Source organism: Helicobacter sp. NHP19-003 (genome assembly GCF_019703305.1).
GTDB classification, from domain to species: Bacteria; Campylobacterota; Campylobacteria; order Campylobacterales; family Helicobacteraceae; genus Helicobacter; species Helicobacter gastrocanis.
In genome coordinates this window covers 185,656-200,031 of the sequence record NZ_AP024814.1, presented here as the reverse complement: position 1 = coordinate 200,031, position 14,376 = coordinate 185,656, and the positions used below count along the sequence as shown (strand labels likewise).

Below are 14,376 nucleotides of genomic sequence, written 5' to 3'. Positions count from 1 at the left end.
TTTCTATCTATTGGATTCTTTGGATTTTTTTATCCATTTTCTTGGTGTGGGTTTGGAAATACCACGCGACAAACCCCACAGACACCAACAATATTAGTATAAGTAGATAAGGATAATGCTTAATCAACCTCAACAAATTAAAAAGTTGTTCGCCAAAACACCACGCCAATAAAATGGTGATGGAAGCCCACACAAAGGCGCTTAAAAGATTGATTGTAGCGAATTTAAATGCGCTGTAACGGGTGAGCCCAATGCTGATGGGGATGATCGTGCGCATGCCATACATGTAGCGTTGGATAAAAATCACAAACCAACCATACTTTTGTAAGAGTAAATGCGCTAGGGCGAGTTTACGCCGTTGTTTTTCTAGCTTTTTGTTTAAATAGGTCTTGCTCGTGCGCCCAATGTAAAAATACATTTGATCCCCACTAAAGCCCCCAAGGGCGGCCACGCTGATCGCTAAAAAGAGATTCATATGACCTGCATAGCAGGCCATGCCCGCTAAAATCAAGCCGATCTCCCCCTCTAAAATGCTCCAAAAAAAGAGAATCACATAGCCCCAGCTGGCGGCGTAATTGTTCCACAAATTCAAAATATAGGCTTCCATGCCCTAAGAATCGTACTCCAACACACTAAAGGCGCTCGCTTTTTCAGAGACCTTCTCTAAGCCCCCAAATTCATTTAACGAGATCAAAAAGCACGCCTCCACACAGTGTGCTTGCAACTTCTCCAGGAGTTCTAAGCTTGCTAAAGCCGTCCCCCCCGTGGCGATCAAGTCGTCGATCAGTACAACATGCGCATCGTTGAGTTCCCTAAAGGCATCGGCGTGGATTTCTATGGTGTCTGTGCCATACTCCAACTCGTAGGATGCACTTAGAGTTTGGTAGGGCAGTTTGCCCTGTTTTCTAATCGGCACAAAGCCCGCTTGCAGGGCATAGGCTAGGGCAGCACCCAAAATAAACCCCCGCGCCTCAATCCCCACGACAAAATCGATGTTGTGTAGTTTATAGCGGTCCTTAAGCGCATCTATGAGTGTGCCAAAGAGCACCGGATGGTTGATTAAGGGGGTGATGTCTTTGAATAAAACCCCGGGCTTTGGGTGGTTTTGCACCTCCCTGATGGCTTCTCTTAGTTGGGCTTTTAATTTTTGGCTAAACATGGGTAAGTGTCCTTATAGCAATGCCTCGATTTTTTGTTCTAATTCTCTAATGCGGGCCTTGTATTTATCGGTCTCTAAGCGGTATTGGGCATTGCGCTGCTTTAAGACCTTCACCTCATCTTTCAAGGCGTTCATCTCGTGGGTCAAAATGTCAATGTTGCCTAAAGAGCGTTGCAGTTGCAGTTGGTGCTTTTGGATCAACACCTCCGCCTCTTGCAAGGTGAGTTTCATAGAAGCCGAGTACTTTTCTTGTCTTTTAGCCACCGAGCGGTAAAAGAAAGTCCGCACCGCCATGTAAGCCACAAACAACACCACAAGGGTGATGACCATCCATTGCGCTAACACTGGAGAGCCTCAATTTTTTCTAAACGCCCCACATGCCGCCCGCCTTCAAACCCGGTTTGTAAAAAAACTGCCACCATGTCTAAAGCCGCCCCAAAGCCCACGACATTTTGCCCCAAACAAAGAACATTGGCATTGTTGTGTAAGCGCGCCATTTTTGCCATGTAGGCATCGGTGCATAGCGCGGCCCTAACGCCCTTAAAGCGGTTAGCCCCAATGCTCATGCCAATCCCACTCCCACACACCAAAACCCCCCTAGTGTTTGGCTTGTCTAGCAGGGCTTGCACCACCAAAGCGGCGTAATCGGGGTAATCCACCCGCTCCCCCTGAGTGGGTTTAAACACCTCTAGGCTGTGGCTTGCTTTAAGCTGTTCTTCTAAAAAAGCACACAATGCTAACCCCGCATGGTCGCAACCCAAGATCACATGCATTTAATCCTCCTGTGTGGGTAAATGGTGTCTTTCTGTCATTTGCGCCTCTAGCCCCTTGACGCTTTTGAACATGCGCTGCCAACGCACGGTGAATTTATCCCTAGGTTTTTCGCCCGCCTCTATGCTATTGGATAAATTTAAACTAAAGTAAATGAACCACGGCGTGCCGACAATGTGGCTATAAGGCACACTCCCCCAAAAACGCGAGTCGCTGCTGTCATCGCGGTTGTCCCCCACCATGAAATAATGGTCGGACGCAATCTTAGAATAAAAAGCGTTTTCTCCCTCCAGATCAATGAGTTGCATGCCCACCCCCATTTGGCTTTGTATTTGGTGGCTGGCTAGGGCTAACATGATGGGAAAAGTTTGGTTGTGTTTGCTGTAGAAAATCCCCAAGTGTTTGTCGGCATAGGGAGCAAAGACAAAGTCTTTGCCTAAGAATTGTTGCACTTTATGCTTGGGGAAATGCTTAGAAATGTAATTGGGATCGGTGTCGCTCTCTTTGGGGTGCAAGTAAAAACCATCTTGTTTAAAAATGACCTCATCGCCCCCTGTCGCAAAGAGTCGTTTGACATAATAACCCTTGTTAGTGGGGGGGATAAACACCACCACCTCGCCCCTTTGCGGTCTTTTGCCCTCGATTAAATGCCCGTTATTTTTAAAGTCGGGAAAGAGTGGGATGTCAAGCCACGGCAATCTTGGAATGGGGATGCCGTAACTGAATTTTTTCACAAAGAGCATGTCGCCCTCATAAAGTGTCCCAACCATGGAGCGGGAGGGGATGATGAACGCTTGCGCCACAAAGAAAATTGCCAACAGCACTAAAATGATTGTCCCGGTCCAACTCATCACAAACCGGCGCAACGCTTGAAAGAAACCCATAAAACCCCTTATTGAAAATTTAAGCACAGCCCTTAGCGGCGTGCAAAGTGTTTTGCAGCAAACAAGAAATCGTCATCGGCCCCACACCCCTAGGCACGGGGGTGATGAAACTCACTTTATCCTTTAAACCCTCAAAGTCCGCATCGCCCACGACCTTGCCCTCCACCTTATTAATGCCAATATCCACGACCACCGCCCCCTCTTTGACCATGTCCGCTTTTAAGAGCTTGGGCTGTCCCACGCCGATACACACAATGTCAGCGTTCTTGGTGTAAAAACCCACATCCTTTGTCAAAATGTGGCACAGACTAATGCTCGCCCCAGCGTTGAGCATCAAAGACGCTAGGGGCTTGCCGATGATGTTGCTCGCCCCCACAATCACCACATCTCTACCCTTCACTTCAATGTGGTAATGTTCTAAAAGCTGCATCACTCCCATCGCCGTGGCGGGCAAAAATCCCGTGTAAAGGCTGTTAGAATACACCCTCCCCACATTGAGCGGATGGAAACCATCCACATCTTTACTAGGATCGATTGCCTCAATCACCCGCCTTGTGTCTATGTGTTTGGGTAGGGGCAGTTGCACCAAAATGCCATGCACGCTTGTGTCGTGGTTGTGGGTGTCCAGCAAGCTTAACAGCTCTTCTTGCGTGGTGTGCTCGCTTAAATGCTCTAAGACACAAGTGATCCCCACTCTAGCGCAGGCTTTGGCTTTCATATTGACATACAGCACGCTTGCGTTGTCTGTACCCACTAAAACCACCACTAACTTAGGGCAAAATCGCAGGGTCTGTTGCAAAGCCTGTACTTCGTGGCGCAAAGCCTCTTCTTTTAAGCGTGCCAGCGTGTAGCCATCTAGTAAAACCATCACCTAACTTACTTGAATTTTTACGCTATTATAATCAAAAATCTTTGAAAGAGACAGCTTGCCAAGACAAAGCGTGTTTTTAGCCTGTGTTTTCATCGTCTTCCTCTATGGAGCGGACAAGCCCAAGGATGGCAGTTTCATCACCATTTTAGAGTACGGTAAGGAGCTTTACAACAATCCGCGCAACATCAGTTGTGTAAAATGCCATGGGTGGAAGGGCCAAGAGCAAGTCATCACCCGCTTCACCACCGCCACAGACCAAGAGCGCATTTTTAAAGCCCCCCCCATCTATGGCTTGAGTTTCGAGCAACTGAAGAATGCCCTAGAAAGAGGTAAATCCATCATGCCCCGCTACAACCTCACCCCCGATGAGATCAAGGCGATTTACTACTACCTGCGCTCCACTAAACAAAACTAAGCCCCCTTGTAATTTTTAAAGATGTCTTGGCTCACCTTGTAGCTGCAAAACTTAGGGCCACACATGGAGCAAAACTCGGCCTCTTTAAAAACCTCTTGGGGCAGGGCTTCGTCGTGGTACTCTCTTGCCCGATCGGGGTCTAAGGCCAATTCAAATTGCTTGTTCCACTCAAAGGCATAGCGCGCATCGCTCATCAAGTCATCTCTTACCCTTGCGTTGATCCGCCCCCTTGCGATGTCGGCGGCATGGGCGGCAATCTTGTAAGCTAAAATCCCCTCTCTGACATCTTTAGCATTGGGTAAGCCTAAGTGCTCTTTAGGCGTAACATAACAGAGCATCGCCACGCCCTTATAAGCCGCTAAACACGCCCCGATTGCGCTGGCGATGTGGTCGTAGCCGGCAGCAATGTCTGTCACCAAAGGACCTAGCACATAAAAGGGAGCTTCGTTACACAATTCTTTTTGCAATTTGACATTGCGCTCGATTTGGTTTAAGGGCACATGCCCGGGGCCCTCAATCATCACTTGTACATCTTTTTCATAAGCCCTTTGGGCTAATTCGCCCAGCACTTTAAGCTCGGCAAATTGCGCGGTGTCGCTCGCATCGGCCAAACAACCGGGACGCAGCGAATCGCCTAGACTTAAAGACACATCGTATTCTTGGCAAATGGCTAGAATCTCATCAAAGGCCTCGTAAAAGGGGTTTTGTTTGTGATAATGCATCATCCAAGAAGCCATCAAACTCCCCCCACGGCTCACAATCCCCATTTTACGCTGACTGACATAGGGCATGTGCTCGAGCAAAAATCCGCAATGGATGGTGAAGTAGCTCACCCCCTGTTTGGCTTGTTTCTCCAGCACTTTTAACATCGTGCCTATGTCTAATTGCATCACATCGTTATTGACATCGTGCAAGATTTGATACATCGGCACGGTGCCAATAGGCACGCTCGATGCGGCGATGATCTCTTTGCGGATTGCGTCCAAATCCCCGCCAGTGGATAAGTCCATCACCGTGTCCGCCCCGTATTTGATGGCGATTTGTAATTTCTCCACTTCTTCTTGGGTGGAGTGGATGATGGCAGAACTGCCGATGTTGGCGTTGATTTTAGTTTTTAGAGCAATGCCAATCCCCATAGGCTCTAAGTTTTGGTGCCGGATATTGGCAGGAATGATCAAGCGCCCCCTTGCCACCTCTTTACGCACCAACTCGGGGCTTAGTTCTTCAATGTTGGCGATGTAGTGCATTTCTTCGGTAACCATGCCCTTTTTAGCGTAGTGCAGTTGGGTTTTAATGGGCTCTGTGCGTTTGGCTACATAATCTCTTGGCATGTTTCTCCTTTGCTTGAAAAGCTCCACACTAACACAAGCGTTTGAATGTAGGCTTAAAATGAGCCCTAACACACATTTAAGCTAGCAAATATTAGAATTTGTTCTTGGTTTTTATGGTTTAGTTTAAGCTTTAGGAAGCTTTAGGGTCAATGGGTGGGGGTTTAATTCACCTAAAGGGTCTATTTGCAGCCACACCAAGATCTTTCGCTCATTTTAGCCGCAGCAGGGGCGAGCACCCGCTTTGATCCCCGTTTACCCGATTACCCCCACATTAAAAAGCAATTTTGGTCCTTAAACGGCACGCCTTTGGTGCAAAAAGTCTATGAAGATTTTAGAGATTTGGGGCTTTTTTCACAGATTTTTCTTGTGGTGTCTAACCGCTTCGAGCAAGTCTATTTAGAGCAACTCCTATGCGGTGAGGATTTAAGCGTGCTTGTGGGGGGAGCGAGTCGCCAAGAGTCGGTGCAAATCGCCCTAGAGTGTGTGCAAACCCCCTTAGTTGTCGTGAGCGACATTGCCCGTTTCAATGTAGAGCCCGAGTTTGTAGAGCGGCTCTTAGAGCGCATGCAAGGGGGGCTTGATTGTGTCGCCCCAGCTATAAGCGCAACCGACACAATGGTTTATTACAACCCCACAGCGATCCCGCCCTACCAAGCTTTAGATCGCAAGCGGGTTTTAAGGGTACAGACCCCCCAAATTTGCCGCACCCAAGCTCTAAGAAAGGCCTACAGCACAGGGGAGTTCACCGATGAGAGCAGTGCTTTTTTGGGTGTGGGTGCGCATGTGGCCTACATCGAGGGTAGCTCCAGCTTAGATAAACTCACTTACGCCCACGACCTGCCCCCCCACAGCGTTTACACCACCACGCACACGGGGCTAGGCTTTGATGTGCATGGCTTTGAGGGGGCAAAAGTGATGAAGCTGGGGGGGATTGTGATCGACCCTAGCGATTGTGCGGATTGTGGGTTTAGGGCGCACAGCGATGGTGATGTTCTCCTACATGCGCTCATAGATGCGCTGTTAGGAGCGATTAGGGGGGGTGATATTGGGCTGTATTACAGCGACAAAGACCCCCTTTTTAAAAACAAGGATTCATCTGAAATGTTACAAGAAATTCACAGACTAGCGCAAAATATGGGGCATTGTGTGGAGGGGATAGACATCACCCTTTTTGCCGACATGCCAAAAATCAACCCCTATAGGGCATTGATTAAACAAAATGTGGCAGAATTGCTCGGTATGCGAGTAGAAAACATCAACCTAAAAGCCACCACCTTTGAGGGGTTGGGCTTTGTAGGTAGAAAGGAAGGCGTGGGCGTGCAAGTCTTGCTCCAAGCCCGTACGCTACACACAATCCATGAATAAAGTCGGCAGTGTTTTAATCATTGAGGACGAGGTGCATTTAGCCCAAAGCATCCACTCCGCCCTAAGCAGCGCGGGCTATCAATGCCAAAGTGCCACGAGCATTTTCCACCCCTTCAAAGAGGATTATGATGTGATCTTGCTCTCCTCTAAGGCGTGCGTGGATCGCTGTGAGCTCTTTGTGCGTAAGAACGCCAGAGCGGTCATCATCGTCATGTCTCCCTTTGTGAGCGAGGATGGGGTCAACCGCCCCCTAAAAGCGGGGGCCAAAGACTACATTTTAAAGCCCTTTAAAATGGAGGAGCTTTTAAGGAAAATCACCTACCACCGCTCTTACCAAAAGGCGATCGAACGGACGAGCGTGTATGAAAAATACTTGGATTTTAGTGCCCAAAATTGCGGCTTTGACATGCGTGTCAACCACAGATTCCCTCTAGTCTTGCAAAGCCACGCGCAGATCGGAGCAGACATGTTCGTCTTAAACTACGCCCGTTTGCACGACTTTTATTTGGAGTTTTTCTCTTTAAAAAACCTAGAGGACTTGCCAAAGCAGCCCAAGCATTTTAAATACCCCGAACGCTCTTGCATCACCTACTTCACGCATTTAGAAGTGCTGAGTTTAAAGGAGAGAGAGAGGTTTTTAAGCACCCTTGAAGCCCACAGTGCCATTGTGAGCTTTGTGGGGCAAGAGAGTTTGGATTACGCTAATTTGCTCTCTTTAGAGAGTAGCCAGCCTGCCATCTCTTTGAATTTGCTCTCCATCCAAGACTACGAAAAAAGTGCCATCCAGCAATTCAGCGCGTCCTACACGGATACCGAGCTAGCCAAGAGGCTGGGCATCAGCCGCAAATCCCTTTGGGAGAAACGCCGCCGTTACAACTTGCCTAGAAAAGGGCGTTTAGAAGCTTAAAGATTGGACTTTGGCAAGCACAAGCGCAAACGCCACTTTAGCCCCAGCCCCCCTGAGGGTTTGGATCGCTTGGCATAGGGTCGTGCCTGTGGTGAGCACATCATCCACTAAAAAATAAGCCAAACTCGGATCGCCCCTAAAGACAAAGCCCTTAGGGTTTTGCTTGCGAAACTCTAAGCTCTGCCCGGCGTAGGTGATGTCTTTTGTGGCGCGTAATCTATTGTAAAGCACCTTGCAGGGGCTGTGGGCACAAAGCGCGCGGGCGATGGCGGCGGTGTGCGAATAACCCCTTTTAATGTGGTCATCAATGGGCAGCGCATGAAGGGGGGTGGCTAAGAGGGGCTCTAATAAGTGTTTTAGACGCAAGGCTAAGAGGGGCAAGAGGCGGCTGCCGATCAAGGTGTATTTGCTTTTTAACAACAATTCAATGTCTTCGTAGACATAAAAGCTAAGGACAGGGGTTTTAGCTAGCCTGTGGGTTTGGAGGCGTGGAGATAGCTCGGTGTAACAGTGCTTGCAAAGAGGCTTGAAGCTCCACACCCCACAGCTAAAACAGCGCATTAGACCTTAAACTTCTTGAACTCTATGTCTAATTCTTGGTTTTTCTCCACAATTTGGGTGCTGTGGTTTTCTAAATTCTTACGCACTTCTTTCACCCCAGCAAAGATTTGGATGAATTCGGTGATGACCTGATTGAGCTCGTCCATTTTTGCCACCACGACTTTGTTTTGCTCCACGGTGTTTTGGGACTTCGCTTTGGTTTGGCTCAAATTGTCCTTAGCGTTTTGCGCATCCGTGATGAGCAGCGAGGTTTTCTCCGACACCTCTTGGGATTGTGCCGCCCCATTTTGCACCCGATCGCCCATGTTTTCAATGCTTTGAGTCACCATGTTCACCATTGCCGTGATCTCACCCAAAGACTTTTGCGTTTTTTCAGCAAGGTTTCTCACTTCATCGGCCACCACAGCAAAGCCCCGTCCGTGCTCGCCCGCTCTGGCTGCTTCAATCGCCGCATTGAGGGCGAGTAAATTCGTTTGGTTTGCGATGCTATCAATGATGGATAAGATGTTTTTAATCTCGGCAGCGTGCTTGACCAACTCGGCCGAATCCGCTGCGATCTCTTGTTGGGTTTGCACGGACACCAAAATCAAATCCACAGAGTTTTGGATTTTTGTGATGAACTCGTTTAAAATGATGTCGGTCGCATCCAAATTTGCGATCGTTTCGCTGAGGTTATTTTGCGCCAAACGCAAACTTTCTCCAGCTTCTTGGTTGATGTGTTTTAAGTTCTCCACAGAATCTAATTCTTTTTGCCCAGCAACTTTCAACCTATCCGTAGATTCTTTTAGGGCCTGCCCCACCTGGTTGTTGTCTTCCACAATGCCCTTGCCGATTTTGACGATTTCGGCTATTTTGGCGATGAACTGGTCTATATGGGAGGAAACCGCAGCGATTTCATCGCCACCAACAATGTTTAAACGGCGCGTTAAATCCGCCTCTTTAGAGGACACTAAATCCTTTGCGGTGTTTCTTAGGTGGTTTAAAGGTTTGGTAACCTTTTTTTGCACCACAAACAAAAGTAAAATAATAATAAATATAGAAATACAGACCATCCACGAAAGGGTTTTTATGCTGAAGATGTGGGCGTTGTTGAAAGACTCTTTTAAGGACAATTTGACTTCCATCACCCCGATCATGTCTCCGGGTTTGTTGTTGACATGGCACTTCACACAAGATGCATCGCCCACTAGGGGCTGTAACACCAATACATGTCGCCCATTGCCTTTGCCCTCCACCACCACTTCTTGAGGGGTTTTGGGGTTGTTGAAGTAATTGCGGATGCGCGGATCGTTGGTGAACTCTGTATTGAGGCCAAAAAGTTTGATGTCGCCCTGTCCGGGGTAAAACTTCATTTTCACACCCGGGAGTTTGTTGCTATCATCTATGGCTTTGTAAATGGCTTTGGTTGTCCCCACTGTGATGGCTTGTACGATGGTATTGATGATGGAGGCGTTGATGCTTTTAGCCACGGCCTTGCCCTGCGTTTCGGCTAAATTTGCGTAATCTCTTTGGATCAACATAAAGACCAACAGCGCAAAGAGACTGAGTAAAATCACTAAGTATGTTAAAGCCCGGGTTTGCAAACTCTTAAACACTTACACTCCTCGCATTATGAAACACCCATCCCCAAGGGGAGTGGCTTCCTAACTAGAGCATCCCAACGGACACTAACACGAAAGGCTTTGTGTTTAACGCCCACAAGGTCATTTCCTTCCCCAAACGGCGGACACGGCGATTCTAGCACAACTAAAATTACCAAGTGCTTACATTTTTGCCCTAAAAAACGGAGTTCCACGCACAATCTGGATAAAGGATAAACGCCCTTGATCGCCGCACAAAAATTAACCCACATAAGGTAAACGGGTGTGCGGGCTGATGTCCGTACCATGTAAGGGGGAAAAATCTTTACATCTAAACAGCTCCACGCCCACTCTTGCGACCATTGCCGCATTATCGCTGCAAAATTCTAGGGGGGCTAACAATAAATCACACCCAAATTCTTCACAAAGGGCATGGATGCACTCTCTAATGTAGAAATTTGCGCTCACTCCCCCCACAAGCCCTAGAGTTTTGATGGGGCTGTTTGCAAAGTAACGGCGCAGGTTTTGCAGCAAGTGGGCGGTGGCTGTTTTTTGAAACCCGGCACACAAGCGGGCTTTAAAACTCTGGTTTAACCCCCCCTTTTCTCTCTCTTGCAAAATAGCTAGGCGCACGGCGTTTTTAAGCCCCGAAAAGCTAAAGGCAAGCCCCTTATGGTCTTTAAGCGGCAAGGTGAATTGTAGGGCCTCTTGTGGGGGGCAGGCTTTGGCCAAACTCTCCACCACAGGACCGCCCGGATAGCCCAAACCTAACATCTTAGACACCTTGTCAAAACTTTCGCCTAGGCTGTCGTCCATGCTTTGCGCCACAATGTGCATCTCTTGGGGGCTCTTAACCTCTACAATGAGCGTGTGTCCACCCGACACGAGCAACACGCTTAGGGGAAACACTAGGGGTTTGTCAATGAAGAGCGAAAAAATATGCGCTTGCAAGTGATCCACAGAAATTAAGGGGATTTTTAGCCCCAAAGCTAGGGTTTTAGCCAACATCAACCCTTCTAAAAGGGCAACACTCAAGCCCGGGCAAGTGGTGATCGCAATGGCTTTAAGCGCGCCAAAGCTGCCTAAAAAGTCCCTTGCCCTTTGGGCCAAAAGGGGAAGGTTTAGGGCGTGTAGGCGCGAGGCAAGTTCAGGCACAACGCCCCCATAGGGGCTGTGCGCACCTTCTTGGGAGATTTTAGAGTGCCAAAGCAATTTGGTGCTTTGTAGGTCTGTGAGTGCGAGCGAACTGTCATCGCAACTGCTCTCAATGCCAAGCAACATAATACCCCTTGTGCGCTATAATAACAGGCATTATACTAAAGGGACGCTATGAAGAGATTAAAGGCTGAGTGGGAAGAGCAAACGGCCATTTTAATGGCATATCCACACGCTGCCACAGACTGGGGAGCGTATTTGGAGGAGGCGCAAGAGTGCTTTTACAACACCATTTACGCCCTAAGCCGCTACCAAAACATGATTGTTTGTGTGCACCCCAACGACACTGAGAGCCAAGATAGCTTGGCTAAAATCAGCCAAGTGCAGATCGCCTTATGCGCTAGCAACGACACATGGGCTAGGGACTTTGGGCCTTTGTGCGTAGAAACCAATGGCATTGCCCTTTATTTGGATTTTATTTTCAACGCATGGGGGGGCAAATACCAAGCCAACTTAGACAATGCGATCAGCTCCAAGCTCGCCCAAAAGGGACTCTTAAAGTATCCCTTGCGCTTTGTTAATTTTGTCCTAGAGGGGGGAAGTGTCGAGAGTGATGGGGCGGGGACGATCTTAACCACCACTTCTTGCCTCTTAAACCCCGATCGCAACTCCCATTTAGACCAAGCCCAAATCACAGAGATTTTAAAACAAGAGCTCGGGGCACAACAAATCTTATGGCTAGAGGTGCAACCCCTAGAGGGGGACGACACAGACGGGCATGTGGACACTTTGGCGCGCTTTTTAGACGCCAACACGATCGCTTATGTGAGTTGCAGCGACCGCAACGACCCCCACTACGACAACTTAAAAAATATGGAGGCACAGCTCAAACGCTTGAGAAACTTGGAGGACAAAAGGTATGAGCTCTTACCCCTGCCCATGCCTAGCCCCAAGTTTTACCAAAACGAACGCCTGCCCGCCACTTACGCAAATTTTTTATGGGTGAACAACAACAAGCAAAAGGTGTTGTTTGTCCCCACCTATGGCGACCCTGCCGATGGCAAAGCCCTAAAAATCCTGGAGGATTACACGGGGGTTGAGGTCGTGGGCGTGGATTGCTCGGTTTTGATTCGCCAAAAGGGGAGCTTGCATTGCGCCACCATGCAGCTTTACTAGGTTGCTTTGGTTAAGCTTGTCATCAGTGGACGGGTACAGGGCGTGGGCTTGCGCCCCTTCATTTACAACACCGCCCTAAAGCTTGGCACAAAAGGCTTTGTTTGCAATGTGGGTGGGCAAGTAGAAGTGGTGCTTGAAAGGGCGCATTTGGACGCATTTTTAAAAGAGCTGGCGCATAAGCCCAAAGAAGCCCAAATCACAAACATCACCAACGAGCCCACCGCCCCCCTAAACTGCCCCTTTCACATCGCCCCGAGTCGTGGAATTTCTTTAAACCTAAGGGACAACCTACCCCTAGATTTGGCCATATGTGCGGATTGCCTCAAAGACACACAAGACCCCAATAGCCGTTTTTATCTCTACCCCTTCACGGCTTGCGCGCATTGTGGTCCGCGCTTTAGCTTGCTTGAGGGCTTGCCTTTTGATCGCCCCCACACTTCTATGAAAAATTTTACACTCTGTGAAGATTGTGTCAAGGACTACCACGACCCCGCAAACCGCCGTTTTTTTGCCCAAACTTTAAGCTGCCCCAAATGCCCCATTAGTTTGAACTTTTATGACAAAAAAGGCACAGCACACCAAAACGCCCTACAAGAAGCCATAAACGCCCTAAAAAGGGGAGAGGTGGTGGCGATCAAGGGCGTGGGGGGCTTTGCGCTCACAGCTTTAGCCGACAACAAGGGGGCGATAGAACAAATCCGCGCCTTAAAAACCCGCCCCTTCAAGCCTTTAGCCTTAATGGTGGCTAGCCCAAAAGAGGCGTTAAAATGCGTGCATTTAAACCCCCAAGAGCTAAAAGCCCTAAGCTCCAAAGAAGCCCCGATTGTGTTGGCGCGCAAAAAAACAGATCTTTACAACCACTTAGCCCCAAACCTAGACACTTTGGGCATACTCTTGCCCTACACCGCCTTGCACCATCTCATCTTACAAGAAGTGGGGGTGCTTGTTTTCACAAGCGCAAATTTAAAAAGCGAGCCCATCATCACAGAGTTAGAGGAGTTGCAAGCCAAATTTCCTAAACTTAGCATTTTAGACCACAAACGCCCCATTGTGCATGGCATTGACGATAGCGTGGTGCGCCTTGTAGCAGGGCAAATGCGCCTTATACGCCTAGCTAGAGGCTATGCCCCCTTGCACTTGCCCCTAAATGCATCGCAAAACACGCTAGGCATGGGGGCGCAAAACAAGGCGAATTTATGCTTCATCAAAGAGGGTTGTTTGGTTACGCCTGAGCTTAGTGCCCTTGAGAGCGTGGCAAGCATTGAGAGGTATCAGCAGGATTTAAACTTTTTCACCAAACTTTATGCCAAGCCCGAAGTTGTGGGGCTAGATTTGCACCCCAATTACACGGCTAGCCAAATCGGCAAAGAGCAACACGCCCCCCTTAAAGAGGTGCAGCACCACGCCGCCCACCTGCACGCCCTGCTTGCCGAGTGGGGATTAGAACACCCCCTTAAAGAGGGGCAAGCCCTCTTGGCCTTCATTTGCGATGGCTTTGGGCTGTCTCCAGAAAAGAGCCTTTGGGGTGGGGAGGTGTTTTTAGCCACCTATCAAGGGGGCAAGTTTCACACCAAGCACTTACACAGCCTACAAGCCACGCTTTACCCCCGCTCTACCGAGCTGCTAAAAGATGCACACACGCTAGGCTACGCTCTAGCCCACCAACATAACCTAGCCTTTGCCCCCCTGCTTTTAGATCCCCAAAAAGCACAAAATGTCGCCACCTTGCTAAATAAACAAATGGCGCTCATCTCTAGCACTTCTGTGGGGCGGCTGTTTGATGCTGTGGCGAGCTTTTGTCAGGTCGGGGCGTTTAACACCTATGAAGCCCAAAGCGCCATGCAATTAGAGAGCTTGGCTGCCACCCATCCTACCAACGACATCTACCCCTTTGACATCCAAAAGGACATCTCGATCGCCCCTATGCTAAGGGCAATGGAGGCGGACATTTTAGCCCAAGATCACGCCCTAGTGGCCAAGAAATTCCACAACACCCTAGCCCACATCGCCCTAAATTTATCTGTGCGCTACGATTTACCCCTACTGCTAGGCGGGGGGGTGTTTTTAAACCGCTTGCTAGGCGACACCATCCAAGAGATTTTTAAAAATCGGGTGTTTTTCCTGCCAAAACTACTGCCCCCCACAGACGGGGCTTTGGCGTTAGGGCAGGCGCATTTTGTAGCAAATTCATTATAAAGGGG

At 48.8% G+C, this 14,376-nt stretch carries 15 protein-coding genes; 5 read left to right on the top strand and 10 right to left on the bottom strand.

The genetic code is table 11. The features are described from left to right. Positions 1–7: 7 nt before the first annotated feature. From K6J72_RS01160 to folD, 6 genes are read right to left on the bottom strand one after another with little or no spacing between them, the layout of a single operon-like run. On the bottom strand, positions 8–607 hold the full coding sequence (locus K6J72_RS01160; RefSeq protein ID WP_221279915.1) for a DedA family protein: 600 nt from the start codon (positions 605–607) through the stop codon (positions 8–10). A gap of 3 nt (positions 608–610) precedes the next feature. Further along, positions 611–1,159 carry an adenine phosphoribosyltransferase gene (locus K6J72_RS01155; RefSeq protein ID WP_221279910.1) on the bottom strand — a complete coding sequence of 183 codons (549 nt, stop codon included), beginning with the start codon at positions 1,157–1,159 and terminating at the stop codon, positions 611–613. 12 nt (positions 1,160–1,171) lie between these two features. Continuing rightward, complete coding sequence (locus K6J72_RS01150; RefSeq protein ID WP_082346437.1) at positions 1,172–1,504, bottom strand: coiled-coil domain-containing protein; 333 nt, start codon at positions 1,502–1,504, stop codon at positions 1,172–1,174. Then, on the bottom strand, positions 1,498–1,932 hold the full coding sequence (gene rpiB, locus K6J72_RS01145) for a ribose 5-phosphate isomerase B (RefSeq protein WP_221279907.1): 435 nt from the start codon (positions 1,930–1,932) through the stop codon (positions 1,498–1,500). The genes K6J72_RS01150 and rpiB overlap by 7 nt, the downstream gene beginning before the upstream one ends. Further along, on the bottom strand, positions 1,933–2,814 hold the full coding sequence (gene lepB / locus K6J72_RS01140) for a signal peptidase I (RefSeq protein WP_221279906.1): 882 nt from the start codon (positions 2,812–2,814) through the stop codon (positions 1,933–1,935). A 19-nt stretch (positions 2,815–2,833) separates the two neighbouring features. Then, entirely contained in the window at positions 2,834–3,682 is an 849-nt protein-coding gene (folD, locus tag K6J72_RS01135; RefSeq protein ID WP_221279903.1) for a bifunctional methylenetetrahydrofolate dehydrogenase/methenyltetrahydrofolate cyclohydrolase FolD, read from the bottom strand. Between the two features lie 58 nt (positions 3,683–3,740). Between folD and K6J72_RS01130 the strand changes: the two genes are divergently transcribed. Then, a complete protein-coding gene (locus K6J72_RS01130; RefSeq protein ID WP_347709322.1) occupies positions 3,741–4,100 on the top strand; it encodes a c-type cytochrome in 360 nt (119 codons plus the stop codon). Here the strand turns inward: K6J72_RS01130 and thiC are convergent. Beyond that, positions 4,097–5,431, bottom strand: a complete 1,335-nt coding sequence (thiC, locus tag K6J72_RS01125) for a phosphomethylpyrimidine synthase ThiC (RefSeq protein ID WP_221279901.1) — start codon at positions 5,429–5,431, stop codon at positions 4,097–4,099. The two genes, K6J72_RS01130 and thiC, sit on opposite strands and share 4 nt — an antisense overlap. Positions 5,432–5,614: 183 nt before the next feature. On the opposite strand from thiC, the gene ispF reads away from it, so the two are divergent. Then, a complete protein-coding gene (gene ispF / locus K6J72_RS01120) occupies positions 5,615–6,796 on the top strand; it encodes a 2-C-methyl-D-erythritol 2,4-cyclodiphosphate synthase (protein WP_221279898.1) in 1,182 nt (393 codons plus the stop codon). Next, positions 6,789–7,703, top strand: a complete 915-nt coding sequence (locus tag K6J72_RS01115; RefSeq protein WP_221279895.1) for a response regulator — start codon at positions 6,789–6,791, stop codon at positions 7,701–7,703. Before ispF ends, K6J72_RS01115 begins: the two co-directional genes overlap by 8 nt. On the opposite strand, the gene K6J72_RS01110 is transcribed toward K6J72_RS01115, so the two are convergent. The 3 genes from K6J72_RS01110 to tsaD form a co-directional block, all read right to left on the bottom strand. Beyond that, positions 7,692–8,264 (bottom strand): ComF family protein, encoded by a 573-nt coding sequence (locus tag K6J72_RS01110; RefSeq protein WP_221279892.1) that lies wholly within the window; start codon positions 8,262–8,264, stop codon positions 7,692–7,694. The genes K6J72_RS01115 and K6J72_RS01110 overlap by 12 nt on opposite strands. Continuing rightward, positions 8,264–9,859, bottom strand: coding sequence for a methyl-accepting chemotaxis protein (locus tag K6J72_RS01105; protein WP_221279889.1), 1,596 nt, complete (start codon positions 9,857–9,859; stop codon positions 8,264–8,266). Before K6J72_RS01105 ends, K6J72_RS01110 begins: the two co-directional genes overlap by 1 nt. A gap of 246 nt (positions 9,860–10,105) precedes the next feature. Continuing rightward, positions 10,106–11,125, bottom strand: a complete 1,020-nt coding sequence (tsaD, locus tag K6J72_RS01100; RefSeq protein WP_221279885.1) for a tRNA (adenosine(37)-N6)-threonylcarbamoyltransferase complex transferase subunit TsaD — start codon at positions 11,123–11,125, stop codon at positions 10,106–10,108. A 48-nt stretch (positions 11,126–11,173) separates the two neighbouring features. Between tsaD and K6J72_RS01095 the strand changes: the two genes are divergently transcribed. Continuing rightward, the gene (locus K6J72_RS01095) at positions 11,174–12,175 is read left to right on the top strand and encodes an agmatine deiminase family protein (protein WP_221279883.1); all 1,002 of its coding nucleotides are present in this window, start codon (positions 11,174–11,176) and stop codon (positions 12,173–12,175) included. Between the two features lie 6 nt (positions 12,176–12,181). Next, positions 12,182–14,371, top strand: coding sequence for a carbamoyltransferase HypF (hypF, locus tag K6J72_RS01090; protein WP_221279881.1), 2,190 nt, complete (start codon positions 12,182–12,184; stop codon positions 14,369–14,371). The last annotated feature ends 5 nt before the right edge of the window (positions 14,372–14,376 follow it).

What these genes read in the sequence shown, in the direction of transcription:
- K6J72_RS01160 (WP_221279915.1), bottom strand. Translation starts at nt 607, where the DNA reads ATGGAAGCCTATATTTTGAATTTGTGGAACAATTACGCCGCCAGCTGG.
- K6J72_RS01155 (WP_221279910.1), bottom strand. Translation starts at nt 1,159, where the DNA reads ATGTTTAGCCAAAAATTAAAAGCCCAACTAAGAGAAGCCATCAGGGAG.
- rpiB (WP_221279907.1), bottom strand. Translation starts at nt 1,932, where the DNA reads ATGCATGTGATCTTGGGTTGCGACCATGCGGGGTTAGCATTGTGTGCT.
- lepB (WP_221279906.1), bottom strand. Translation starts at nt 2,814, where the DNA reads ATGGGTTTCTTTCAAGCGTTGCGCCGGTTTGTGATGAGTTGGACCGGG.
- folD (WP_221279903.1), bottom strand. Translation starts at nt 3,682, where the DNA reads ATGGTTTTACTAGATGGCTACACGCTGGCACGCTTAAAAGAAGAGGCT.
- thiC (WP_221279901.1), bottom strand. Translation starts at nt 5,431, where the DNA reads ATGCCAAGAGATTATGTAGCCAAACGCACAGAGCCCATTAAAACCCAA.
- K6J72_RS01115 (WP_221279895.1), top strand. Translation starts at nt 6,789, where the DNA reads ATGAATAAAGTCGGCAGTGTTTTAATCATTGAGGACGAGGTGCATTTA.
- K6J72_RS01110 (WP_221279892.1), bottom strand. Translation starts at nt 8,264, where the DNA reads ATGCGCTGTTTTAGCTGTGGGGTGTGGAGCTTCAAGCCTCTTTGCAAG.
- tsaD (WP_221279885.1), bottom strand. Translation starts at nt 11,125, where the DNA reads ATGTTGCTTGGCATTGAGAGCAGTTGCGATGACAGTTCGCTCGCACTC.
- K6J72_RS01095 (WP_221279883.1), top strand. Translation starts at nt 11,174, where the DNA reads ATGAAGAGATTAAAGGCTGAGTGGGAAGAGCAAACGGCCATTTTAATG.